The sequence below is a fragment of the Enterobacter sp. JBIWA005 genome (assembly GCF_019968805.1).
Taxonomy (GTDB): domain Bacteria; phylum Pseudomonadota; class Gammaproteobacteria; order Enterobacterales; family Enterobacteriaceae; genus Enterobacter; species Enterobacter vonholyi.
This window is the reverse complement of record NZ_CP074159.1, coordinates 3,558,279-3,583,283: the sequence shown is the minus strand read 5'-3', so window position 1 is coordinate 3,583,283 and position 25,005 is coordinate 3,558,279. Positions and strand designations below refer to the sequence as shown.

Here is a 25,005-nt window from a genome sequence, read left to right as displayed (position 1 = left end):
GAAAGCCAGCAATGCTGGCTTTTTTCATTTTGGGGAACTGTCATGGCCGAACCGCAGCTGCTGTTGAATTACACCGGGCATTTGCCTGAATGCCCGACTTGGAGCGCCGAAGAGCAGGCACTCTACTGGGCCGATATTCTGGAAGGAGAGATCCACCGCTACCATCTGCCGACGGCGGAACACACCGTACTCTCTTTCCACGAGGAGGTGGGCTGTTTCGCGTTGCGCGAGCAGGGTGGTTTTATCGTTGCGATGAGAACGGGTATCTGGCTGACCGATAAACACGGCCTGCTGCGCCGCAAGGTGTGTGATAACCCCTCTAACCCGCAGCTGGCGCGTTTTAACGATGGAGGTACCGATCACCAGGGCCGCTTCTATGCGGGCACGTTCTGGGGGCCGGGAGATTACAACGGCGCCCTGCTGATGCGCATCGACAACGACCTGACGCCGAAGGTGATCCAGTGCGATATCCACGGGCATAACGGCTTAGCGTTTAGCCCGGATAAGCAGTGGATGTTTTCCTCAGACACGCCCAACGGTGTTATTTACCGTACCCCGCTTGATGAGCAGGGCGAGCCGGGTAAGCGAGAGGTGTTTCGTCAGTTTAAAGAGGGCGAGGGGATACCGGACGGCGCGGCGATGGATGTGGAAGGCTGTTACTGGAGCGCGCTGTTTGACGGCTGGCGCATCGCGCGTTTTTCACCGCAAGGGGAGCAGCTGGAAGAGTATCGCATGCCGGTGCGTTGCCCGACGATGGTCTGCTTTGGCGGCGATGACATGAAAACGCTGTTTATTACCACCACGCGGGAGAATATGGAGGCGGAGGAGGTGGCGAAATATCCGCTTTCCGGGGCCATCTTCACCCTGCCGGTGGGCGTGGCAGGGATGAAGAAAAGCCGCTTTATCGAACGTTAGATTGGATCGACCGGCACGACGTTTTCGCTCGGGTAGCAGCCCAGCACCTTCATGGAACGCGTGATCTCGCCCAGCTCGCGGAGAGCTTTCTGCATGGAAGCGGACTCCAGGTTGGCCTGGATGTCGAGGTAAAACATCTCTTCCCACGGGTTACCGTGGATTGGGCGTGATTCCAGCCTGGTCATGATCAGGTTGTGATTACGCAGCACCAGCAGGGCTTCAACCAGCGCACCGGCCTGTTGGCCGGTTGCCATCAGCAGCGTGGTTTTGGCCGGTACCTGGTCAGACACATTGATTGCCTTGCGGGCCAGCACCACGAAGCGGGTAATGTTTTGCGTCTGGTTTGCCAGGTTGCGTTCCAGCACCTGCAGGCCATACAGCGCGCCGCCCGCTTCGCTGCCGAGCGCCGCGACGGTGGGGGAATTAGCCTGCGCCACTTTTTCCATCGCCGCCGAGGTGCTTTCGGTGTACTCAATTTTCCAGTTCGGATAGCGGTTCAGGAACTGGCTGCACTGCTGGAACGGCTGCGGATGACTGTAAACCGTTTCGATCGTGTTCAGGTCCGTTGAGCCGGATACCAGCACGCAGTGATCGATAGGGATCGTCAGCTCGCCGACCAGCGACAGGCTGGTGTGCTGCAGCAAATCGTAGACGTCGTTGATGGCGCCGGAACTGGTATTTTCAATCGGCACCACGGCGTAATCCGCCTGGCCGGTCTCGACCTGGTTAAAAATGTCGGCAAACTTCGCGCAGCCGCTCTCAATAAATTCTTCGAAATGGCGTGCAGCGTACTGACGTGCGGCCAGGTGAGAATAAGAGCCCTTCGGTCCCAGGAAGGCGATACGCGCAGAGTGTGGATTGGTTTTATTGAGGTGCTGCTGGAGTAACGCTTGCTGGGTCAGAACGGAGTCTTCAATGATGAGCTGGAACAACCGGGTTATGTAGTGGGCATTGAGGTGATGCGCTTTGCCGAGCTGAATGAGACGTTCCAGAAGATCCCGCTCGCGGTCGATATCACGGACCGGACGATGGGAGTCCAGCTTGGCTTTGCCTACTTCAACGGCAAGGGCGCGGCGTTCGGCCAGCAGCGCCAGCAGTTTCTCATCCAGCGCGCTGATTTTTACGCGCAGATCCAGTAACGGGTTTTCCGGTGTCATAGTGTTGCCTGTCTCATTTTATCGTTATCAATAAAAAAGGCCCCCCGGTGTGGGAGGCCTTGTTGTTCGTCTTCGCATTCTTTATCACACGACGAAACGCCTCCCGTTCAGGGGAAGGTAAAAAAGAATGCGAAGAAGAACGGCGTAAGTTTCATAAAGTCATCCTGCGATTGATACCGTTAAAGTACCCGTACTGTTTTCACCCTGTCAATAAAAAACAAAAAACGCGCCCGAAGGCGCGTTGGCGGTACACTCAATTTAAAGAATTACTCTTCTTCAACTTCTTCCGCGAAGCTGGCGTCTTTCACCGACGTTGCGGCGCGACGGGCTTCACCTTTGTGTTGCACTTTATTGAGCTGCCGTTCCAGCTTGTTGATCAAATCGTTAATAGCTGTGTACATATCCTCGTGTTTTGCGCTGGCGACCAGATGGCCGTTTGGAGTATTGATAGTTGCGTCAGCGATGAAACCCTGCGGCTCCTTGGACAGGATGATATGTGGATTAATCAAATGAGTTTGCCATTTATCCAGTTTGGCGAGACGGTCTGCGACGTGCTGGCGAATTGCCGGAGTAATTTCCATTTGTTTACTGGTAATGTTCATTGTCATAAATTTTACCTCTTGTCTTTCCGTCTTGGTGATTCCAGCATACCCGACCCAATGTCAAAATGTGTGATTTAGATCACGTTATTTTGTCGGTTTTTGTCAGGGAATCTTTTTTGTGAGGCAGGGCAGGAAGAGGTGAGATTTACCTTGTAGAAGGCATAAATTGGGGCCATAGTTGACAGGATGTGTTGAGGCTAAGGCGCTTCAGCGATGCTCAGAAACGAATAAAAAAACGGCAGCCAGCGGGCTGCCGTTTTGCATTGAGGCAAAATCAGGTGTTGCTGCTGTTCGCGGCGATGATTTTCGCCACTTTTTCAGCCTGAGCGGTCATCTGCATCTGACGGTAAGCATTTTCCATCAGCTTCAGGCCGTCGCGCGTTGCCTGAGTATCCGGGTAATCGCGCAGCATACCTTCTACGCGGTTAACCACGGCAACCCATGCGCCACGGCGGGTATAATATTCCGCCACTGAGTATTCATATTTTGCCAGACGATCTTTCAGGAACACCAGACGTTTGGTGGCGTCGGTCACGTACTGGCTGTTTGGATAGCCGCGCACCAGCTTGGAGAAATCATTGAAGGCATCACGCGCATGCTGCGGGTCACGGTCGGAACGATCCACGCCGAAGAAGCCCTGCAGCGCACTGTCGTCCAGCGCCATGTTGGTGAGGCCGCGCATGTACATGACGTAGTCGATGTTAGGATGAGTCGGGTTCAGACGCATGAAACGATCGATGGTTGCCTGAGCCAGCGGCAGATCGGCATTTTTATAGTATGCGTAGATGAGATCTAACTGTACCTGCTGCGAATACGGACCAAATGGATAGCGATTATCCAACGCTTCCAGTTGCGTTATCGCCTGTTTCCAGTTACCGTCCTGCAACTTTTGTTGTGCAGTCGCATAGATTTCATTCGGCGGATTGTCAGGGACCTGTTCATTTGAACCGGAGCAGCCCACCAAAGCCAGGCTCAACGTGGCCGCTGCCACCAGATATTTCATGCGCGTCATGACGTTTTGACTTTCCTCAAATGTTTGTCCGGGAGAAACTCTGTTCCTGCTCCCGATTAAGACCAGCTACAATAGCACACTATATTAAACGGCAAAGCCGTAAAACCCAACGTTAAACGAAGAAGCAGTTTATGGCACAACGAGTAGAACTCACCGCAACAGTCTCCGAAAATCAGCTCGGTCAACGCTTAGATCAGGCTTTGGCCGAATTGTTCCCTGATTATTCGCGTTCACGCATAAAAGAATGGATCCTTGACCAGCGCGTGATGGTAAACGGCAAGATCTGGGACAAACCAAAAGAGAAAGTGTTAGGTGGGGAAGCTGTCGCCATCAATGCTGAAATCGAAGAGGAAATCCGCTTCGAGCCGCAGGATATCCCACTGGACATCGTCTATGAAGATGATGACATTCTGGTAATCAACAAGCCGCGCGACCTGGTTGTTCATCCGGGCGCGGGGAATCCTGACGGTACGGTACTTAACGCGCTTCTCCATTACTATCCGCCGATCGCGGATGTTCCGCGCGCGGGCATCGTGCACCGTCTGGATAAAGACACTACCGGTTTGATGGTGGTGGCGAAGACCGTTCCTGCTCAGACACGTCTGGTGGAGTCGCTACAGCTGCGCGAAATCACCCGTGAGTATGAGGCGGTAGCCATTGGGCATATGACCTCTGGCGGGACGGTAGAAGAGCCTATCAGCCGTCACCCGACCAAGCGAACCCATATGTCGGTGCATCCGATGGGTAAACCCGCCGTGACGCACTATCGCATTATGGAACATTTCCGCATTCATACGCGTCTGCGTCTGCGTCTGGAGACCGGGCGTACTCACCAGATCCGCGTGCACATGGCCCACATTACCCATCCGCTGGTGGGGGATCAGGTCTACGGTGGTCGTCCACGTCCGCCTAAGGGCGCGTCGGATGAGTTCATCAGCGTATTGCGTAAATTCGATCGTCAGGCGCTGCACGCGACCATGCTGCGCCTTTACCATCCGATCACCGGTATTCAGATGGAGTGGCATGCGCCTATCCCGCAGGATATGGTGGACCTTATTGACGCGATGCGTACTGATTTCGAAGAACATAAGGATCAAGTGGACTGGTTATGACCAAACTGATTGTCCCGGAGTGGCCATTGCCTGCCGGCGTGGTCGCCTGCAGTTCAACACGTATTGGCGGTGTTAGCCAGGGCGCGTGGGAGTCGTTGAACCTCGGCGCGCACTGTGGCGATAACCTGGAACATGTTGAAGAGAACCGCAGACGTCTGTTTGCTGCGGGGAACCTGCCGTCGAAACCGGTCTGGCTGGAACAGGTTCATGGCAAGGCGGTGCTGAAGTTGACGGGGGAACCCTTTGCTTCTAAACGCGCTGATGCCTCTTACAGCAATACTCCGGGAACCGTTTGTGCCGTGATGACCGCCGATTGTCTGCCGGTACTTTTCTGTAACCGTTCAGGCACCGAGGTGGCTGCAGCACACGCGGGCTGGCGTGGACTGTGTGAAGGCGTGCTGGAAGAGACAGTTGCCTGCTTTAAGGATGAGCCCGCCAATATTATGGCCTGGCTTGGCCCGGCCATTGGTCCTCGCGCTTTTGAAGTGGGGCCGGAGGTTCGCGAAGCCTTTATGGATAAAGATCCGCAAGCGGTGGACGCCTTCCTGCCTTCTGGAGATAAATATCTGGCCGATATTTACCAGCTTGCTTGTCAGCGCCTGAACAGCGTCGGCATAACGCAGATCTTCGGCGGCGATCGCTGTACATTCACCGAAAAGGGTGATTTTTTCTCTTATCGCCGCGACAAGACGACGGGGCGTATGGCAAGTTTCATTTGGCTGATATAACCTAAAGAATCAAGACGATCCGGCACGTGCCGTTTTCTTTTCACATAATTCAGGTCATTAACCTTGAATAATTGAGGGATGATCTCATTTAATCTCCAGTAGCAAATTTGACCTGTTATGGGAGGAGTTATGCGTCTGGATCGTCTTACTAATAAATTCCAGCTTGCTCTCGCCGATGCCCAGTCCCTCGCACTGGGGCACGACAACCAATTTATCGAACCTCTTCATTTAATGAGCGCCTTGCTGAATCAGGAAGGGGGATCGGTACGTCCTTTATTAACGTCCGCTGGCATTAATGCTGGCCAGTTACGCACCGCTATCGATCAGGCGCTGAGCCGTTTACCGCAGGTCGAAGGGACCGGCGGCGACGTTCAGCCGTCGCAGGATCTGGTGCGCGTCCTGAACCTTTGCGACAAGCTGGCGCAAAAACGTGGGGACAACTTTATTTCGTCAGAGCTGTTTGTTCTGGCGGCGCTTGAATCACGCGGTACCTTGACCGACCTGCTGAAATCCGCCGGTGCGACCACCGCCAATGTGACTCAGGCGATTGAGAACATGCGCGGAGGTGAAAGCGTGAACGATCAGGGAGCCGAAGACCAACGTCAGGCTTTGAAGAAATTTACGGTCGATCTGACCGAGCGTGCTGAACAGGGCAAACTTGACCCGGTGATCGGCCGTGACGAAGAAATTCGTCGTACCATTCAGGTACTGCAACGTCGTACCAAGAACAACCCGGTGCTGATTGGTGAACCGGGTGTCGGTAAAACCGCCATCGTTGAAGGGCTGGCGCAGCGTATTGTGAACGGTGAAGTGCCAGAAGGGCTGAAAGGCCGTCGCGTACTGGCGCTGGATATGGGCGCGCTGGTGGCCGGTGCGAAATACCGCGGCGAGTTCGAAGAGCGCCTTAAAGGCGTGCTTAACGACCTGGCGAAGCAGGAAGGCAACGTCATTCTGTTTATCGATGAACTGCACACCATGGTCGGCGCGGGTAAAGCGGACGGCGCGATGGATGCCGGGAACATGCTGAAACCTGCGCTGGCGCGCGGTGAACTTCACTGCGTCGGTGCCACTACGCTGGATGAGTACCGTCAGTACATTGAGAAAGATGCTGCGCTGGAACGTCGTTTCCAGAAAGTGTTTGTTGCCGAGCCAAGCGTTGAAGATACCATCGCGATCCTGCGTGGTCTGAAAGAGCGCTATGAACTGCACCACCATGTACAGATCACTGACCCGGCCATCGTTGCGGCGGCGACGCTTTCGCATCGTTATATTGCTGACCGTCAGCTGCCGGATAAAGCGATCGACCTGATTGATGAAGCGGCGTCGAGCATTCGTATGCAGATTGACTCGAAGCCGGAAGAGCTGGACCGACTCGACCGACGCATCATTCAGCTCAAGCTGGAACAGCAGGCGCTGAAGAAAGAGTCTGATGAAGCCAGTAAGAAACGCCTCGATATGCTCAATGAAGAGCTGGACGATAAAGAGCGCCAGTATTCTGAGCTGGAAGAAGAGTGGAAAGCCGAGAAAGCCTCCCTTTCCGGTACGCAGACCATTAAAGCTGAACTCGAACAGGCAAAAATTGCCATTGAGCAGGCGCGACGCGTGGGCGATCTGGCTCGGATGTCAGAACTGCAGTACGGCAAAATTCCTGAGCTGGAAAAACAGCTTGAGATAGCGACGCAGTCAGAAGGTAAAACGATGCGTCTGTTGCGTAATAAAGTGACGGATGCCGAGATTGCGGAAGTGCTTGCCCGCTGGACCGGTATTCCGGTGGCGCGCATGCTGGAAGGCGAGCGTGAAAAACTGCTGCGCATGGAGAACGATCTCCACAATCGTGTGATTGGTCAAAACGAAGCGGTTGAGGCGGTATCGAACGCTATTCGTCGTAGCCGTGCAGGGCTGTCCGATCCAAACCGCCCGATTGGTTCGTTCCTGTTCCTGGGGCCGACCGGTGTCGGTAAAACCGAGCTGTGCAAAGCGCTGGCTAACTTTATGTTCGACAGCGACGATGCGATGGTGCGTATCGACATGTCCGAGTTTATGGAGAAACACTCCGTCTCGCGTCTGGTCGGGGCGCCTCCGGGATATGTGGGTTATGAAGAAGGTGGGTACCTGACGGAAGCGGTGCGCCGTCGTCCTTATTCCGTCATCCTGCTGGATGAGGTGGAAAAAGCGCATCCGGATGTGTTCAACATCCTGCTTCAGGTGCTGGATGATGGTCGTCTGACCGACGGGCAGGGGAGAACGGTCGACTTCCGTAATACGGTTGTCATCATGACCTCGAACCTGGGTTCCGATTTGATTCAGGAACGTTTCGGTGAACTGGACTACAGCCACATGAAGGATCTGGTGCTGGGTGTGGTAAGCCATAACTTCCGTCCGGAGTTCATCAACCGTATTGATGAAGTGGTGGTATTCCATCCTCTGGGTGAGAAACACATTGCGTCGATTGCGCAGATCCAGCTGCAGCGTCTGTACAAACGTCTGGAAGAACGTGGATATGAAATTCACATCTCCGACGATGCGCTGAAGCTGCTGAGTAAGAATGGTTACGATCCGGTGTACGGTGCGCGTCCATTGAAACGCGCTATCCAGCAGCAGATCGAAAACCCGCTGGCGCAACAGATCCTCTCCGGGGAGCTGGTTCCTGGCAAAGTTATCCGTCTGGAAGCCAACGACGATCGCATTGTGGCAGTGCAGTAAGTCACAAAACGCAAAAACGAGCCGCTTGCGGCTCGTTTTTGTTTAAAAACCAGGCGAAAATTGAGGTCTGGAGTTGGTTTTGCCTGGAAAGTGAGCAGTCAGTAAATAAATTTCACTTTATCCTTGCAGGTTCAGAATTACTCCCTATAATGCGCCTCCACTGACACGGAACAACGGCACACACGCCGCCAGGTCAGCAGAGAATAGCGTAAATAAACGCTTGACTCTGAAGCGGGAAGGCGTAATATGCACACCCCGCGCCGCTGCGAAAAGCGAAGCGGCACTGCTCTTTAACAATTTATCAGACAATCTGTGTGGGCACTCAAAGTGACATGGATTCTTAATGTCTTCGGACAATAAATGAATACCAAGTCTCTGAGTGAACATACGTAATTCATTACGAAGTTTAATTCACGAGCATCAAACTTAAATTGAAGAGTTTGATCATGGCTCAGATTGAACGCTGGCGGCAGGCCTAACACATGCAAGTCGAGCGGCAGCGGAAAGTAGCTTGCTACTTTGCCGGCGAGCGGCGGACGGGTGAGTAATGTCTGGGAAACTGCCTGATGGAGGGGGATAACTACTGGAAACGGTAGCTAATACCGCATAACGTCGCAAGACCAAAGAGGGGGACCTTCGGGCCTCTTGCCATCAGATGTGCCCAGATGGGATTAGCTAGTAGGTGGGGTAACGGCTCACCTAGGCGACGATCCCTAGCTGGTCTGAGAGGATGACCAGCCACACTGGAACTGAGACACGGTCCAGACTCCTACGGGAGGCAGCAGTGGGGAATATTGCACAATGGGCGCAAGCCTGATGCAGCCATGCCGCGTGTATGAAGAAGGCCTTCGGGTTGTAAAGTACTTTCAGCGGGGAGGAAGGCGTTGTGGTTAATAACCACAGCGATTGACGTTACCCGCAGAAGAAGCACCGGCTAACTCCGTGCCAGCAGCCGCGGTAATACGGAGGGTGCAAGCGTTAATCGGAATTACTGGGCGTAAAGCGCACGCAGGCGGTCTGTCAAGTCGGATGTGAAATCCCCGGGCTCAACCTGGGAACTGCATTCGAAACTGGCAGGCTAGAGTCTTGTAGAGGGGGGTAGAATTCCAGGTGTAGCGGTGAAATGCGTAGAGATCTGGAGGAATACCGGTGGCGAAGGCGGCCCCCTGGACAAAGACTGACGCTCAGGTGCGAAAGCGTGGGGAGCAAACAGGATTAGATACCCTGGTAGTCCACGCCGTAAACGATGTCGACTTGGAGGTTGTGCCCTTGAGGCGTGGCTTCCGGAGCTAACGCGTTAAGTCGACCGCCTGGGGAGTACGGCCGCAAGGTTAAAACTCAAATGAATTGACGGGGGCCCGCACAAGCGGTGGAGCATGTGGTTTAATTCGATGCAACGCGAAGAACCTTACCTACTCTTGACATCCAGAGAACTTTCCAGAGATGGATTGGTGCCTTCGGGAACTCTGAGACAGGTGCTGCATGGCTGTCGTCAGCTCGTGTTGTGAAATGTTGGGTTAAGTCCCGCAACGAGCGCAACCCTTATCCTTTGTTGCCAGCGGTTAGGCCGGGAACTCAAAGGAGACTGCCAGTGATAAACTGGAGGAAGGTGGGGATGACGTCAAGTCATCATGGCCCTTACGAGTAGGGCTACACACGTGCTACAATGGCGCATACAAAGAGAAGCGACCTCGCGAGAGCAAGCGGACCTCATAAAGTGCGTCGTAGTCCGGATTGGAGTCTGCAACTCGACTCCATGAAGTCGGAATCGCTAGTAATCGTAGATCAGAATGCTACGGTGAATACGTTCCCGGGCCTTGTACACACCGCCCGTCACACCATGGGAGTGGGTTGCAAAAGAAGTAGGTAGCTTAACCTTCGGGAGGGCGCTTACCACTTTGTGATTCATGACTGGGGTGAAGTCGTAACAAGGTAACCGTAGGGGAACCTGCGGTTGGATCACCTCCTTACCTTAAAGAACCTGCCTTTGCAGTGCTCACACAGATTGTCTGATGAAAAGTAAATAGCAAGGCGTCTTGCGATTGAGACTTCAGTGTCCCCTTCGTCTAGAGGCCCAGGACACCGCCCTTTCACGGCGGTAACAGGGGTTCGAATCCCCTAGGGGACGCCACTTGCTGGTTCGTGAGTGAAAGTCACCTGCCGTCATATCTCAAAACTGACTTGCGAGTCACGTTTGAGATATTTGCTCTTTAAAAATCTGGATCAAGCTGAAAATTGAAACGACACATCTTAATGGTGTGTTCGAGTCTCTCAAATTTTCGCAATCAGAAGTGAAACATCTTCGGGTTGTGAGGTTAAGCGACTAAGCGTACACGGTGGATGCCCTGGCAGTCAGAGGCGATGAAGGACGTGCTAATCTGCGAAAAGCGCCGGCGAGGTGATATGAACCTTTGACCCGGCGATGTCCGAATGGGGAAACCCAGTGCAATTCGTTGCACTATCGTTAACTGAATACATAGGTTAACGAGGCGAACCGGGGGAACTGAAACATCTAAGTACCCCGAGGAAAAGAAATCAACCGAGATTCCCCCAGTAGCGGCGAGCGAACGGGGAGCAGCCCAGAGTCTGAATCAGCTTGTGTGTTAGTGGAAGCGTCTGGAAAGTCGCACGGTACAGGGTGACAGTCCCGTACACGAAAGCACACAGGCTGTGAACTCGAAGAGTAGGGCGGGACACGTGGTATCCTGTCTGAATATGGGGGGACCATCCTCCAAGGCTAAATACTCCTGACTGACCGATAGTGAACCAGTACCGTGAGGGAAAGGCGAAAAGAACCCCGGCGAGGGGAGTGAAAAAGAACCTGAAACCGTGTACGTACAAGCAGTGGGAGCACCTTCGTGGTGTGACTGCGTACCTTTTGTATAATGGGTCAGCGACTTATATTCTGTAGCAAGGTTAACCGTATAGGGGAGCCGAAGGGAAACCGAGTCTTAACTGGGCGTTAAGTTGCAGGGTATAGACCCGAAACCCGGTGATCTAGCCATGGGCAGGTTGAAGGTTGGGTAACACTAACTGGAGGACCGAACCGACTAATGTTGAAAAATTAGCGGATGACTTGTGGCTGGGGGTGAAAGGCCAATCAAACCGGGAGATAGCTGGTTCTCCCCGAAAGCTATTTAGGTAGCGCCTCGTGAACTCATCTTCGGGGGTAGAGCACTGTTTCGGCTAGGGGGCCATCCCGGCTTACCAACCCGATGCAAACTACGAATACCGAAGAATGTTATCACGGGAGACACACGGCGGGTGCTAACGTCCGTCGTGAAGAGGGAAACAACCCAGACCGCCAGCTAAGGTCCCAAAGTCATGGTTAAGTGGGAAACGATGTGGGAAGGCACAGACAGCCAGGATGTTGGCTTAGAAGCAGCCATCATTTAAAGAAAGCGTAATAGCTCACTGGTCGAGTCGGCCTGCGCGGAAGATGTAACGGGGCTAAACCATGCACCGAAGCTGCGGCAGCGACGCTTATGCGTTGTTGGGTAGGGGAGCGTTCTGTAAGCCGTTGAAGGTGTGCTGTGAGGCATGCTGGAGGTATCAGAAGTGCGAATGCTGACATAAGTAACGATAAAGCGGGTGAAAAGCCCGCTCGCCGGAAGACCAAGGGTTCCTGTCCAACGTTAATCGGGGCAGGGTGAGTCGACCCCTAAGGCGAGGCCGAAAGGCGTAGTCGATGGGAAACAGGTTAATATTCCTGTACTTGGTGTTACTGCGAAGGGGGGACGGAGAAGGCTATGTTAGCCGGGCGACGGTTGTCCCGGTTTAAGCATGTAGGCGGAACGATTAGGTAAATCCGGTCGTTTTTTAACGCTGAGGTGTGATGACGAGGCACTACGGTGCTGAAGTAACAAATGCCCTGCTTCCAGGAAAAGCCTCTAAGCATCAGGTAACATCAAATCGTACCCCAAACCGACACAGGTGGTCAGGTAGAGAATACCAAGGCGCTTGAGAGAACTCGGGTGAAGGAACTAGGCAAAATGGTGCCGTAACTTCGGGAGAAGGCACGCTGATATGTAGGTGAAGCCCCTGCGGGTGGAGCTGAAATCAGTCGAAGATACCAGCTGGCTGCAACTGTTTATTAAAAACACAGCACTGTGCAAACACGAAAGTGGACGTATACGGTGTGACGCCTGCCCGGTGCCGGAAGGTTAATTGATGGGGTTAGCGGTAACGCGAAGCTCTTGATCGAAGCCCCGGTAAACGGCGGCCGTAACTATAACGGTCCTAAGGTAGCGAAATTCCTTGTCGGGTAAGTTCCGACCTGCACGAATGGCGTAATGATGGCCAGGCTGTCTCCACCCGAGACTCAGTGAAATTGAACTCGCTGTGAAGATGCAGTGTACCCGCGGCAAGACGGAAAGACCCCGTGAACCTTTACTATAGCTTGACACTGAACACTGGTCCTTGATGTGTAGGATAGGTGGGAGGCTTTGAAGCGTGGACGCCAGTCTGCGTGGAGCCGTCCTTGAAATACCACCCTTTAATGGCTGGTGTTCTAACGTAGACCCGTGATCCGGGTTGCGGACAGTGTCTGGTGGGTAGTTTGACTGGGGCGGTCTCCTCCCAAAGAGTAACGGAGGAGCACGAAGGTTAGCTAATCCTGGTCGGACATCAGGAGGTTAGTGCAATGGCATAAGCTAGCTTGACTGCGAGAGTGACGGCTCGAGCAGGTGCGAAAGCAGGTCATAGTGATCCGGTGGTTCTGAATGGAAGGGCCATCGCTCAACGGATAAAAGGTACTCCGGGGATAACAGGCTGATACCGCCCAAGAGTTCATATCGACGGCGGTGTTTGGCACCTCGATGTCGGCTCATCACATCCTGGGGCTGAAGTAGGTCCCAAGGGTATGGCTGTTCGCCATTTAAAGTGGTACGCGAGCTGGGTTTAGAACGTCGTGAGACAGTTCGGTCCCTATCTGCCGTGGGCGCTGGAGAATTGAGGGGGGCTGCTCCTAGTACGAGAGGACCGGAGTGGACGCATCACTGGTGTTCGGGTTGTCATGCCAATGGCACTGCCCGGTAGCTAAATGCGGAAAAGATAAGTGCTGAAAGCATCTAAGCACGAAACTTGCCCCGAGATGAGTTCTCCCTGACCCTTTAAGGGTCCTGAAGGAACGTTGAAGACGACGACGTTGATAGGTCGGGTGTGTAAGCGCAGCGATGCGTTGAGCTAACCGATACTAATGAACCGTGAGGCTTAACCTTACAACGCCGAAGATGTTTTGGCGAAGAGACAGAACAATCAATTTCAGCCTGATACAGATTAACAGAATTTGCCTGGCGGCTTTAGCGCGGTGGTCCCACCTGACCCCATGCCGAACTCAGAAGTGAAACGCCGTAGCGCCGATGGTAGTGTGGGGTCTCCCCATGTGAGAGTAGGGAACTGCCAGGCATCAAACATAAGAACCCCGTACCGAAAGGTGCGGGGTTTTTTGCTTTTGTTTTCCCACTCTGGCCTTTCTCTTAATCCCTTATCCTGCTAATGGAATGTGTGATCTCTGTCTCAATGTGATTTATAACAAAATTATAACATTTCATTTACGAGGTTATTGAGTCTCCTGGCTCAATACGCCGCAGTTTATGGCAGGAGCATAATCACAATGACAGAAAGCATGACATCAAACGGGACGCTGGGTCACAGTGATACCCGAAGAAGGGTATGGGCAATCGTCAGCGCCTCTTCAGGGAATCTGGTTGAATGGTTCGACTTTTACGTCTACTCATTCTGTTCACTCTACTTCGCACATATCTTCTTCCCCTCCGGCAACACCACAACGCAGCTGCTTCAAACGGCAGGGGTGTTTGCCGCAGGATTCTTGATGCGACCCATCGGGGGCTGGCTGTTTGGCCGCATTGCGGATCGTCGCGGGCGTAAGGCCTCTATGCTGATCTCGGTGTGCATGATGTGCTTTGGCTCGCTGGTGATCGCCTGCTTACCGGGATATGAATCGATTGGCACCTGGGCACCGGCGCTACTTTTGCTGGCCCGCTTATTCCAGGGATTATCGGTAGGCGGTGAATACGGTACCAGTGCGACCTACATGAGTGAGATTGCACTGGAAGGCCGTAAAGGTTTTTACGCCTCATTCCAGTACGTCACGCTGATTGGCGGTCAGCTGCTGGCCATCCTTGTGGTGGTGATCCTGCAGCAAATTCTGACGGACGAACAGCTTCATGCCTGGGGATGGCGGATCCCTTTCGCAATGGGCGCAGTACTGGCGGTCGTTGCACTTTGGCTACGCCGTCAGTTAGATGAAACCTCTCAGAAAGAGGTCCGGATGCTGAAGGAGGCGGGAACATTCAAAGGGTTGTGGCGTAACCGCAAAGCTTTCCTGATGGTGCTGGGCTTCACCGCGGGCGGCTCTCTTAGTTTCTACACGTTCACCACCTATATGCAAAAGTACCTGGTGAACACAACCGGTATGCACGCCAACGTCGCCAGCGTGGTCATGACCGTGGCGCTGTTTGTCTTTATGCTCATACAGCCGATCGTCGGTGCGCTCTCGGATAAAATTGGTCGACGTACGTCGATGCTGATTTTTGGCGGGCTGTCGGCGTTATGTACCGTTCCTATTCTGACTGCGCTTCAGCATGTCTCTTCACCGTATGCCGCCTTTGCGCTGGTGATGGTGGCGATGGTGATTGTCAGTTTCTATACCTCAATCAGCGGGATACTGAAAGCCGAGATGTTCCCGGCGCAGGTTCGTGCGTTAGGAGTAGGGCTTTCTTATGCGGTAGCCAACGCGGTGTTTGGCGGATCGGCGGAGTACGTTGCGTTGTCGCTTAAGTCATGGGGAAGCGAAACGACATTCTTCTGGTACGTAACGGGTATGGGGGCTCTGGCTTTTATTGTTTCCCTGATGCTGCATCGCAAAGGGAAAGGTATCCGACTTTAATAGCGCGCCATCTGCCACACGGCGTAGCCGGTCGTTGCGCCGGCAACATCCCAGGCGAAATCTTTCCAGCTCCAGCCGCTCCCTGCGGGGCGGCTATCCCACAGTTCTTTTGATGCCCCAAGACCTACTGAGAACATCAGCCCGATCGCCGCGCTATGGTCCCGGCTGTATCCCTGATGCTGGGCATATTCATTACCGGCTGCGGACAACATCGCGGAAGCGAGGAAATGCTGTGCTTTATCCTGTCCGGACCAGCTATCGTTGGCCATATGGCTACAGCCACTCAGGAAAAGGACACTCAGTAACAGAGGAATACGCATCAACGGGCTCCATAAAAAAGCCCTGCGGGTGACAGGGCCTGGATATTACAGAATACGGCTGATAAGTCGGTCGATACGGATACGACGTAAGCGGCGAATAAGCTTGCGAACTTTTACCGGATAATCGGCAATGCTCTGCAGTTCGCGGTAGTGATTCACCAAGGTCGTATGGGTGCGAATCAGCTCCAGCTCGCGTTCACGTTGGGCGGCTAATTCATGCTGCGGGTCATGGATCAGGATAGCGTTTTCCAGATCCAGTCGCCATGCGCGCGGGTTCAGGTTGTTACCGGTCAGCAACATCCACTCATCGTCGACCCACATGCCTTTCAGATGGTAACTATTGTCTTCATCTTTCCAGAGACGCACAACCAGTTGGTCAGTGTTGACGTAATACTGTAAGCGGCTCAGGAAACGACGCAGGTTAATCTCATAGAGATAAGGCAGCGCACCGATGATTTTGAACGGCTGATCTTCAGGAATGAAGAAGTCGTTTGCCGTTTTATCACCAACGATAATTTCCACTTTTTTACCGTCGCGCAGCAGCTGAATGATATTACGCACCAGCACGGCAGGAAGGTTAAAGTACGGCGTACAGATGGTGAGTTTCTGCTCCGCACACGGCATCAGATGGAAGATCGTTTTGTTCAGCTGGCTTGATTTGCCGAGTCCTACCAGCGGGGTAACGGATAACTCTTCGTTGTTCGCATCGCCCTGGAAATGATAGACCGCATCACGCAGCTCCTGGCGGAAGGCGCGAACATCGTTTTTAATTTCCGGGCTTTTAGGGCGCTCGGGATCGTCAAGACGGTTAACACCACGGCCATGGACCAGATTTTTATCAACCCAGTTAAACATGATATCGGCCATCTGCGGATTACGGATCAGATGATAGCGGTCGTAGCGATATTTATCGAGTTGATGAAGGTAGACATCATTGAGGCTGGCGCCGCTGTACAGCACGCTGTCATCAATGATGAATCCCTTGAAATGAAGGACGCCGAGCGCTTCACGGGTATTAACCGGGACGCCATAAACAGGCACATCGACGCCAGGATTTTCCTGCGCCGTACGGCAATACCAGTCAGCATTGGTGTTTGACGCGGCAGCGCCAATACGGCCACGCTGAGCTCGATGCCAGTCTACCAGCACGCGAACATCAAGTTCCGGGCGCTGACGTTTGGCGTCATAGAGCGCGTTCAGGATCGCGCGCCCGCCTTCATCCTGTTCAAGATACAGTGCCACAATGCAAATGCGTCGTGTGGCGCTGGCAATCTTTTCCAGAAGCGTCTCCCGAAAATGAGCGGGAGCGTAAAAGAACTCTACATCATCAACTGACTGAGAAATCTTCGGTAGTTGAGCAAGGTGTTGTTGATGTTTATTACGCTTAAATTTTGACAACATCACAGTGCGTATCTTCTCTGTTCATTGAAGGGTTGTCTGTACTATGCAAACAACATAAGCGGACAATGATACCACCAGTCCCGTCCAAAGTGGGTAACATTTCCAGTAGCTTACTCGCGTTTGCTTGCTGATGTCAGACTAAGGGACAAGGCAACAATACCTTCGTCAAGCTGAATATCAACGTCAAACCCAAGTTTTCGCGCCAGGGTCACCATACCGCGATTGTTAGGCATAGTAATGCCATTAAGGCGTAACAATCCGTGATCTCGCGTATAACTGATGAGTTTTTCCAGCAACCGTCTTCCCAGACCCAGGCCTTTAAGATCGGAGCGCACCAGCACCGCAAACTCCGCATCGACGTTATCCGGGTCAGAAATCGCACGCGTAACGCCGAGGATCTCATCACCCTTATCGGAGCGACGAACGGCAACAAACGCCATTTCTCGATCGTAGTCGATCTGGGTCATATTGGCTAAATCATCGTGGGTAAATTCGTTGATTTCGCTAAAATAGCGATAATAAAGATCCTCTTTCGTGACCTGAGAGATAAAGGCTCGCAGCTGGGGCTCATCTTCCGGCAGAATAGGGCGGAACAAGGCGCGTTCACCATTTTTCATCTCAACCCACTCCTCCAGCTGCAGGGGATACGGGCGGATTGCCAGGCGACTCTCTCTGTCTCCTTCGAATGGTGCGATATCCAGAGTCACGTCCAGCGCCGTAAACTCATTGCCGGAGGCGAGCAGCGGATGAATGTCCAGCCGCTGGATCTCGGCACAATCCACAATCAGGTTAGAGACCTGCACCAGGAACTGGCTTAGCCCGGCAATATCGAGCGGACGCAGCGCACTCCGGCCGCGGATCTTTTTACTTTTAATCGCCTGAATGATCAGATAACGCGCCAGATTCATGTTAAGAGGCGGCAACGCCACCACGGCCTGCTCTTCCGGGCGCCACTCAACGCCGCCTTCTCCCAGCATGATGAGCGGACCGAAGACGGGATCGTGTTCAACCACCACCCGTAATTCCTGAGCACCAGCGCGGTTGGCCATGCTTTGCACCAGCAATCCGTGGATTCTTGCCTGCGGCCAGGCCATTTTGACCCGATCGAAAATGGCATCAGCTGCCTGCTGCACCTCCGTTGCCGTGCGCAGGTACAACATGACCCCCTGCACATCCGACTTATGCGGGATATCCGGGGAACGTAGCTTCAGGGCAACCGGATAGCCAATCTGCTCGGCAATATGCACGGCCTCAGCGCTGTCGCTGGCGATCCAGGTCGGCAGGGTTTGCATCCCGTAGCTGCCCAGAATCGGCTGGACCTCATGTGTATCCAGCGACGTTGCGCCTTCTTCAATGGCCTGCTGCAACAGCCGGTGAACGTCAACGGTGTTGGCCGTCAAATTCCCGGGCAAGGCCGGCGTCTCGCGGAGCTGTTTCTGGTTACGGCGATATTCCACCATATGCATAAACGCGGTGATGGTGCCTTCCGGCGTGCGGTAGGTTGGCAGCCCGGCCTCGCTGAACAGGCGCCGCGCCTCCTGAGAAGAAAACTCACCGCACCAATTGGTGAGCAGGGTGACATATTTGCCTCGCGGATGGCTGCGCACGGCGTCAATGAGCGCGCGCGCGCTTTCACTGCCCGGCGCGACCGCGCTGGGTGAATGGATAATCATCAGCGCATCGAAATCCTGGCTATCCAGCAAAATGGAGATCGCCCTGATATAGCGGTCGCTGCTGGCGTCATCGCGCAAATCAAGCGGGTTGCCGGGCGTCACGCTGGTCGGAAGCGCTTCTTTCAGGCGCTGCAGCGTCTCTTCACTTAGCGTTGCCAGCTTGCCGAAGCGCCGCCATAGCTCATCCAGAGCGAGCGCGGCAGGGGCGGCACCGTTACTAACGATCATTAGCTTCTCGCCGCGCAACGGGCGCATATGGCTTAACGTCTCAACGGCGGAAAAAAGTTCGTGTGTATCCTGCACCCGCAGCAACCCCGCGCGCTGGATGGCGGCGTCCCAGGCGGGATCCATGCCGGAATGCGAATGCAGCAGGCGCTGTGCCGCAGGGCTTCGCCCGCTTTTGATCACCAGGATCGGCTTATTGCGCGAAGCGCTTCGAGAAGCCGAGACAAAACGACGCGCGTCGCTGAGGTGCTCAAGATAAAGCAGGATTGCACTGGTTTTGCCGTCACGTGCCAGAAAATCAAGTAGCTCATCAACGTCGATATCCAGGCTGTCGCCCAGGGCAATGAAGTAGGAGAATCCCATTTCACGCTGCTGCGCCCAGTCGAGGATAGTGTTCGATACCGCAGCCGACTGCGAGATAAACGCGAGTTTACCTTTGCGGATCGGAACCGGAGAGAAACTGGCATTTAAGCCCTGCCAGGGAGCGAGCAGACCCAGGCTGTTTGGTCCAAGAATACGCATTTGATAGCGGCTGGCGCAGGCCAGAAGCTCGGCTTTTTGTTCAGGCGGAGACGAGAGAATAATGCAGGTTTTACATCCCTTCTTGCCGAGTGATTCCAGCAGTTCCGGGTTACGCTTCGCGTTTGTACAAAGTACGGCAAGATCCGGTACGAAAGGCAGGCTCTGTACATCAGGCCATGCAAGGACTCCCTGAACGGCCTTATACGCCGGTGTGACGGGCATGACTGGGCCATTAAATCCCCCGGCCAGCAGGTTGCGCATCATCAGATAGCCAGCACGATCCGGTTTCATTGATGCGCCGATGACGGCAATGGATTTAGGACGAAGTAGCGCTTCTAACCCTCGCTGGCTCATGCAGGCCTCCTGTGAATGCAAGCGACCTGATGATTTTAAACGCTTTCCGCCTCGGCTGCTGTGACGCTGCCCTTATGAACGGTTTTTCCCGCCAGATAGCGTTCCCGGAAACAGGAGAAATGGTTGCCCAGGGCGCCAGCCGCAGCGGTATCACCCGCCAGATCCAGAAGCGCAATGGCCACTTCGGCGGTGCAGTATTGTCCGTCAGCATGCGCTTCACGCAGGCGGTAGGCGGAGACGCGGGAAAGATCGACAGAAATCACCGGAAGTGCGTCGAGATACGGGCTTTTGCGAAACATTTTTCGCGCTTCGGTCCAGGTGCCGTCCAGCATAATAAATAGCGGCGGTTTACCGGATGGCGGCGTCGAAAGCACCTGGCGATCCACGCCTGCATAAGAGGCGGGGAAAACGACCATCGGCTGATAGTCCGGGCTAGCCACTAAGTCGAGCAGGGCCTCAGGTGGCTCCGTTCGGGACCACTGAAAAGCCGCAGTATCCGGGAGAATATCGGCGATAAGGCGTCCCGTATTGCTGGGTTTCATCGGCTCGGTATCGAACATGACCAGACAAAAACGGCTCTGTGCCGTACTCGGAGTCAGCGTCTCGCACAGGCAAACCTTCAGCGGCAGCAGGCAGCGCTGGCAGCGGCGAATACGGTTGCCTCGGGCGAGGAACGGTCGAGTGGCGCGCGCAAGGCGTTCGGCGCGTAGTTGAAGAACAGCGTTATCAGTCATGGGCGAAATGCAGGAAAAACCCTATTTTCGCAGAGGCGGCAGCGGGGCACAAGATGTGCCCCGTGAATGTTACAGCGACTCGTTTAACCAGCTTTCAAAAGGTGCTTTTGGAACTGCACCGTTGAGCATATCGATCACCTCACCATTTTTAAAAATCATAATGGTCGGGATGCTGCGGATGCGAAAACGGGCGCTCAGTTCGGGCTCAGCTTCAGTGTTGACCTTAACGAACCGCATTTTTCCGTTTCGCTCTTCGGCCACATCTTCGAAGATTGGCGCGAAGCTACGGCAAGGGCCGCACCATGGCGCCCAGAAATCGACCACGACAGGAAGATCGTCCTTGAGGAGTTTGTCCAGCGTAGCACCCGTTGCGTTAATGACGTCGCCATCAAACAATTCATGGCCGCAACGTCCGCATTTCGCACCATCTTCCATCCGATCGTCCGGAATGCGGTTAAGAGCCTGACAGTTGGCACATACGGTATTCATAACTAACCTCTGATAGAGCCGTGGGACAGCGGCGGAACGCCGATAATGTTTCTAATATGTTACATATTATCAATGAGCCTGTTTGAAACAACAATGCGTTTTATTCAATGAGAACAATAGTCACAGGCTTTTGTACGAAATTATGGCTATGCGCTGGCACATCGGGTAATCTGCGCGCTTCGCGCAGCGCTGGTGGAGAAAAGCATGAACGACGAAATGAAAAACAAAAGCGGCAAGGTCAAAGTGATGTATGTCCGCAGTGATGATGACTCTGATAAACGCACCCAAAATCCGCGTACCGGAAAAGGTGGCGGGCGTCCGGCGTCTTCTTCTCGTGCTGACGGTGGCCGTCGCCCCGCCCGCGATGACAGAAATAACCGCGGTGATGACCGCAAACGTGACGATCGCAAACGCGATGACCGTCCGCGTTCCGACCGCCCGCGTAGTGACCGTCCACGCGATGACCGGCCGCGGGAAGACTTCTCACGTGATAATGCCTCCCCGTGGCGTACCGTTTCTCGCGCCCCTGGCGATGAGACGCCGGAAAAAGCCGATCACGGCGGTATCAGCGGTAAAAGCTTTATCGACCCGGAAGTGCTGCGCCGCCAGCGTGCGGAAGAGACCCGCGTGTATGGTGAGAACGCCTGCCAGGCGCTATTCCAGAGCCGTCCTGAGTGTATCGTCCGCGCCTGGTTTATCCAGAGCGTAACCCCGCGCTTCAAAGAAGCCCTGCGCTGGATGGCCGCGAATCGTAAAGCCTACCACGTGGTTGATGACGCTGAGCTGACCAAAGCCTCCGGTACTGAACACCACGGCGGCGTCTGCTTCCTGATCAAAAAACGTAACGGCACCACCGTTCAGCAGTGGGTCAGTCAGGCGGATGCCGATGACTGCGTGCTGGCGCTGGAAGATGTGGGCAACCCGCATAACCTGGGCGCAATGATGCGTAGCTGCGCGCACTTTGGCGTGAAAGGCGTGCTGTTGCAGGATGCTGCACTGCTGGAATCCGGTGCCGCGATCCGTACTGCGGAAGGCGGAGCCGAGCACGTGCAGCCGATCACCGGCGACAGCGTGCTAGATGCTCTTGAGCAGTTCCGTAAAGCGGGCTATTCCATCGTAACTACTTCAAGCCATGCCGGTACGCCGCTGTTTAAAGCGACGCTGCCGCGTAAAATGGTGCTGGTATTAGGTCAGGAACGTGATGGTCTGTCTGACGCGGCGCTCTCCAGTGCGGATCTGAGCGTCTCTATTGATGGGACAGGCAATGTGGAAAGTCTGAACGTATCCGTTGCGACCGGCGTACTGCTGGCCGAGTGGTGGCGTCAGAATAAGGCATAAGCCTCTTCATGTGTCGGGTCATACCCGGCACATTCAATTATTACTCGCTCTCAGCCGGTAGCACGGGCATCCAGTCAATTGGCGTTTCGCCACGTTTTTCCAGCCATTCGTTCGCCAGAACAAAATGATTACAGCCAAAGAAACCGCGATGCGCAGACAGCGGTGACGGGTGCGGTGCTTTCAACACGTGATGACGCTGACGATCGATAATCGCCCCTTTCTTCTGCGCGTGAGAACCCCACAGTAAAAACACGACCCCTTCACGATGCTCGTTGATAAGGCTGATGACTTTATCGGTAAAGGTCTCCCACCCAAGGCTGGCGTGCGAGTGCGCCTGGCCCGCCCGTACGGTAAGCACCGTATTCAGTAACAGTACGCCCTGGCGCGCCCAGCTTTCCAGATAGCCGTGGTTTGGCCGGGTAAAACCGGGCACAGTTCCCTCAAGCTCTTTATACATGTTGAGCAGAGAAGGGGGGATCGCCACGCCGGGACGTACGGAAAACGCCAGCCCATGCGCCTGGCCCGGGCCGTGATAGGGATCCTGGCCCAGAATGACCACTTTCACATCGCTCAGTTCGGTGTAGCGAAAGGCGTTGAAAACATCTTTCTGCGGCGGGTAAATCGTCTGTCCGGACTGACGCTCAGCGGCAACGGTGCTGAGCGTATTGATAAAATATGGCTGCTGCTTTTCTTCTGCCAGCACGTCATGCCAGGTTAAAGGTGTCGTCATCTCGCTCTCCTGCGAATCTCAATCTCTTACTAGCTTACCTTCTAAAGCCCGGTGAGCAAAATTACACGCTGAAATGCGCGCTAAGTGGCTAAATTTATGTTGAAAATGTGCAGGTAAAATTGAATTGGTAAGGTCGTGAAATTGATCTAAAGCAATAAATTCAAACCACACTCTTTATGTGGTTGGTGTTTTTGTTGATTTAAATCAATAAATCACCGTGGTGTGAATGATATATATACACACAAGAAACAATGGTTTTACCAATTGGCCGCGAGAGGCCGACATCAGCTAATGTAGCCTAAGGGAGGCAACACATGATTACAGGTATCCAGATTACTAAAGCTGCAAATGACGATCTGCTCAACTCTTTCTGGCTGCTGGACAGCGAGAAAAACGAAGCGCGCTGTGTCGTTGCGAAAGCGGGTTTTGCTGAAGATGAAATCGTGCCGGTGAGCAAACTGGGCGAAATCGAATACCGTGAAATTCCAATGGAAGTAAAACCGGAAGTGCGTGTGGAAGGTGGTCAGCACCTGAACGTAAACGTACTGCGTCGCGAAACGCTGATGGACGCGGTTGAGCACCCAGAAAAATATCCACAGCTGACCATTCGCGTGTCCGGCTATGCGGTCCGCTTTAACTCACTGACTCCAGAACAGCAGCGCGACGTCATCGCCCGTACCTTTACTGAAAGCCTGTAACGGCTTCAGCAGGGGGGAATAAAAAAGCCGGGGATTTCCCCGGCTTTTTTATTACTCTTCAGTTTTCGTCTCTGGTGCGGCAGAGCTTGGCTTACGTCGCTTACCAATATTCTTGGTATCGCGGTGGCGCTGCTTCACGCGCGGTTTCTCTTTTTCTTTCTCTTTTCTCTCAGCACGTTTCGCGAGCGCTTTCTTGGACGGTTTACCCGTCATTTTTTCACTCGGCGCACGTGTGGTTGGGCGCAAGCCGTCAATAACGCGCGCTTTCAGCGGCTCGTCAACATAGCGGCCAATTTTCTGCAACAGCAGGTAGTCATGCGCTTCGACCAGTGAGATAGCAATCCCTTTGCGGCCCGCGCGGCCGGTACGGCCAATACGGTGCAGATAGGTATCGCCGCTGCGCGGCATATCGAAGTTAATGACGTGGCTGACGTCAGGGATGTCGATCCCGCGAGCGGCAACGTCTGTGGCAACCAGCACGTTAACGCGGCCATCGGTCAGGCGCTTAATGCCTTCGGTACGCTTGATCTGCGCCATCTCGCCTTCAAGATAGCAGTTGTTGATCCCGGCGTTACGCAGCATTTCTGCCAGCTCGTGCACGCGCTCGCGCTTACGCACAAACACGATTGTGCGCAGCGCATCTTCCTGCTTCAGCAGGTGTTTGAGCAATTCGACCTTGTGCTCAAGGTTGTCCGCGCGGTAGTACCACTGGTGGATCTTCTTACGCTCACGGGTGGACGGCGTCGCCGACACTTCTACCGGATCTTCCAGCAGACGCTCTGCGAAGTCTTTAATCGCTTCCCCTTCGAGGGTGGCAGAGAACAGCATCGTCTGGTTACGCCAGCGTGTTTCCCCTGCAATGTGCTCGATATCCTGTGCAAAACCCATGTCCAGCATGCGGTCGGCTTCGTCGAGGATCAGCGTTTCAACCGCGCGGCAGTCGAAGTTCTCTTCTTTAATGTACTGCAGCAGGCGGCCCGTCGTCGCAACGACGATGTCCTGGTTTTCGCTGAACACTTCGGCGTGGTTCATATACGCAACGCCGCCGGTGATGGTAGCGATATCCAGATGGGTATTTGCCGCGAGTTCACGCGCGTGATCGGCCACCTGCATGGCCAGTTCGCGCGTCGGCGTCAGGATCAAAATACGCGGCGGGCCAGATTTTTTACGCGGAAAGTCGAGCAGATGCTGCAACACAGGCAGCAAATAGGCTGCTGTCTTCCCCGTGCCGGTTGGCGCAGAACCGAGCACATCGCGGCCCTCAAGCGCAGGCGGAATGGCCGCTGCCTGAATGGCGGTCGGGCGTGTAAAGCCTTTGCTCTCAAGTGCATTGAGCAGGCTTTCATCGAGTTCAAGTTCGGAAAAAGTCGTTACAGTCATGT

At 54.1% G+C, this 25,005-nt stretch carries 18 protein-coding genes, 1 tRNA gene, 3 rRNA genes and 1 other annotated feature; of the genes, 11 read left to right on the top strand and 11 right to left on the bottom strand.

Features of this window, described 5'->3' with window-relative positions; all coding sequences use genetic code 11:
- Window positions 1-42 precede the first annotated feature (42 nt).
- Complete coding sequence (locus KGP22_RS16950; protein ID WP_149367421.1) at window positions 43-915, top strand: SMP-30/gluconolactonase/LRE family protein; 873 nt, start codon at window positions 43-45, stop codon at window positions 913-915.
- Here the strand turns inward: KGP22_RS16950 and pheA are convergent.
- The 4 genes from pheA to bamD form a co-directional block, all read right to left on the bottom strand.
- Complete coding sequence (pheA, locus tag KGP22_RS16945) at window positions 912-2,072, bottom strand: bifunctional chorismate mutase/prephenate dehydratase (RefSeq protein WP_149367420.1); 1,161 nt, start codon at window positions 2,070-2,072, stop codon at window positions 912-914. The two genes, KGP22_RS16950 and pheA, sit on opposite strands and share 4 nt — an antisense overlap.
- 30 nt (window positions 2,073-2,102) lie before the next feature.
- Window positions 2,103-2,228 (bottom strand) — a sequence feature (Phe leader region).
- Window positions 2,180-2,227 (bottom strand): pheA operon leader peptide PheL, encoded by a 48-nt coding sequence (gene pheL, locus KGP22_RS16940; protein WP_100249759.1) that lies wholly within the window; start codon window positions 2,225-2,227, stop codon window positions 2,180-2,182. It overlaps the preceding feature by 48 nt.
- Before the next feature lie 110 nt (window positions 2,229-2,338).
- Window positions 2,339-2,680, bottom strand: coding sequence for a ribosome-associated translation inhibitor RaiA (gene raiA, locus KGP22_RS16935; protein WP_003863162.1), 342 nt, complete (start codon window positions 2,678-2,680; stop codon window positions 2,339-2,341).
- Window positions 2,681-2,948: 268 nt separating this feature from the next.
- A complete protein-coding gene (gene bamD / locus KGP22_RS16930; protein ID WP_023308867.1) occupies window positions 2,949-3,686 on the bottom strand; it encodes an outer membrane protein assembly factor BamD in 738 nt (245 codons plus the stop codon).
- Between the two features lie 131 nt (window positions 3,687-3,817).
- Between bamD and rluD the strand changes: the two genes are divergently transcribed.
- The 8 genes from rluD to KGP22_RS16890 all read left to right on the top strand — a co-directional run bounded on the left by rluD (window position 3,818) and on the right by KGP22_RS16890 (window position 15,139).
- Window positions 3,818-4,798, top strand: a complete 981-nt coding sequence (gene rluD, locus KGP22_RS16925) for a 23S rRNA pseudouridine(1911/1915/1917) synthase RluD (RefSeq protein ID WP_149367419.1) — start codon at window positions 3,818-3,820, stop codon at window positions 4,796-4,798.
- The gene (gene yfiH / locus KGP22_RS16920) at window positions 4,795-5,526 is read left to right on the top strand and encodes a purine nucleoside phosphorylase YfiH (RefSeq protein WP_223580270.1); all 732 of its coding nucleotides are present in this window, start codon (window positions 4,795-4,797) and stop codon (window positions 5,524-5,526) included. The genes rluD and yfiH overlap by 4 nt, the downstream gene beginning before the upstream one ends.
- Before the next feature lie 129 nt (window positions 5,527-5,655).
- On the top strand, window positions 5,656-8,229 hold the full coding sequence (gene clpB, locus KGP22_RS16915) for an ATP-dependent chaperone ClpB (protein ID WP_045909253.1): 2,574 nt from the start codon (window positions 5,656-5,658) through the stop codon (window positions 8,227-8,229).
- Between the two features lie 428 nt (window positions 8,230-8,657).
- Window positions 8,658-10,199: ribosomal RNA gene (locus KGP22_RS16910) — 16S ribosomal RNA — on the top strand.
- An 85-nt stretch (window positions 10,200-10,284) separates the two neighbouring features.
- Window positions 10,285-10,360, top strand: a tRNA-Glu gene (locus KGP22_RS16905).
- A 182-nt stretch (window positions 10,361-10,542) separates the two neighbouring features.
- Window positions 10,543-13,448 (top strand): 23S ribosomal RNA (locus KGP22_RS16900).
- A 71-nt stretch (window positions 13,449-13,519) separates the two neighbouring features.
- Window positions 13,520-13,635, top strand: a 5S ribosomal RNA gene (gene rrf, locus KGP22_RS16895).
- Together the 16S, 23S and 5S rRNA genes with 1 tRNA gene alongside form the textbook arrangement of a ribosomal RNA operon.
- A gap of 208 nt (window positions 13,636-13,843) precedes the next feature.
- Window positions 13,844-15,139, top strand: a complete 1,296-nt coding sequence (locus KGP22_RS16890) for an MFS transporter (protein ID WP_149366362.1) — start codon at window positions 13,844-13,846, stop codon at window positions 15,137-15,139.
- On the opposite strand, the gene KGP22_RS16885 is transcribed toward KGP22_RS16890, so the two are convergent.
- The 5 genes from KGP22_RS16885 to trxC form a co-directional block, all read right to left on the bottom strand.
- On the bottom strand, window positions 15,136-15,459 hold the full coding sequence (locus KGP22_RS16885) for a YfiM family lipoprotein (protein ID WP_149366363.1): 324 nt from the start codon (window positions 15,457-15,459) through the stop codon (window positions 15,136-15,138). The genes KGP22_RS16890 and KGP22_RS16885 overlap by 4 nt on opposite strands.
- A gap of 45 nt (window positions 15,460-15,504) precedes the next feature.
- Complete coding sequence (gene pssA, locus KGP22_RS16880) at window positions 15,505-16,860, bottom strand: CDP-diacylglycerol--serine O-phosphatidyltransferase (RefSeq protein ID WP_223580268.1); 1,356 nt, start codon at window positions 16,858-16,860, stop codon at window positions 15,505-15,507.
- Window positions 16,861-16,970: 110 nt separating this feature from the next.
- Window positions 16,971-19,634 carry a protein lysine acetyltransferase gene (gene pat / locus KGP22_RS16870; protein WP_149366364.1) on the bottom strand — a complete coding sequence of 888 codons (2,664 nt, stop codon included), beginning with the start codon at window positions 19,632-19,634 and terminating at the stop codon, window positions 16,971-16,973.
- Window positions 19,635-19,669: 35 nt separating this feature from the next.
- Complete coding sequence (gene tapT, locus KGP22_RS16865) at window positions 19,670-20,368, bottom strand: tRNA-uridine aminocarboxypropyltransferase (protein WP_149366365.1); 699 nt, start codon at window positions 20,366-20,368, stop codon at window positions 19,670-19,672.
- A 69-nt stretch (window positions 20,369-20,437) separates the two neighbouring features.
- A complete protein-coding gene (gene trxC / locus KGP22_RS16860; RefSeq protein WP_111965120.1) occupies window positions 20,438-20,857 on the bottom strand; it encodes a thioredoxin TrxC in 420 nt (139 codons plus the stop codon).
- Window positions 20,858-21,061: 204 nt separating this feature from the next.
- On the opposite strand from trxC, the gene KGP22_RS16855 reads away from it, so the two are divergent.
- On the top strand, window positions 21,062-22,195 hold the full coding sequence (locus KGP22_RS16855; RefSeq protein ID WP_127731988.1) for a tRNA/rRNA methyltransferase: 1,134 nt from the start codon (window positions 21,062-21,064) through the stop codon (window positions 22,193-22,195).
- Between the two features lie 40 nt (window positions 22,196-22,235).
- On the opposite strand, the gene ung is transcribed toward KGP22_RS16855, so the two are convergent.
- Window positions 22,236-22,925 (bottom strand): uracil-DNA glycosylase, encoded by a 690-nt coding sequence (ung, locus tag KGP22_RS16850; RefSeq protein ID WP_111965122.1) that lies wholly within the window; start codon window positions 22,923-22,925, stop codon window positions 22,236-22,238.
- A gap of 314 nt (window positions 22,926-23,239) precedes the next feature.
- Here ung and grcA point away from each other — a divergent pair, with 314 nt between their 5' ends.
- Window positions 23,240-23,623: an autonomous glycyl radical cofactor GrcA gene (grcA, locus tag KGP22_RS16845; protein ID WP_008502190.1), complete on the top strand. Its 384-nt coding sequence runs from the start codon at window positions 23,240-23,242 to the stop codon at window positions 23,621-23,623.
- A 51-nt stretch (window positions 23,624-23,674) separates the two neighbouring features.
- Here the strand turns inward: grcA and srmB are convergent, their stop codons facing one another.
- Window positions 23,675-25,003 carry an ATP-dependent RNA helicase SrmB gene (srmB, locus tag KGP22_RS16840; protein ID WP_023344704.1) on the bottom strand — a complete coding sequence of 443 codons (1,329 nt, stop codon included), beginning with the start codon at window positions 25,001-25,003 and terminating at the stop codon, window positions 23,675-23,677.
- Between the last annotated feature and the right edge of the window lie 2 nt (window positions 25,004-25,005).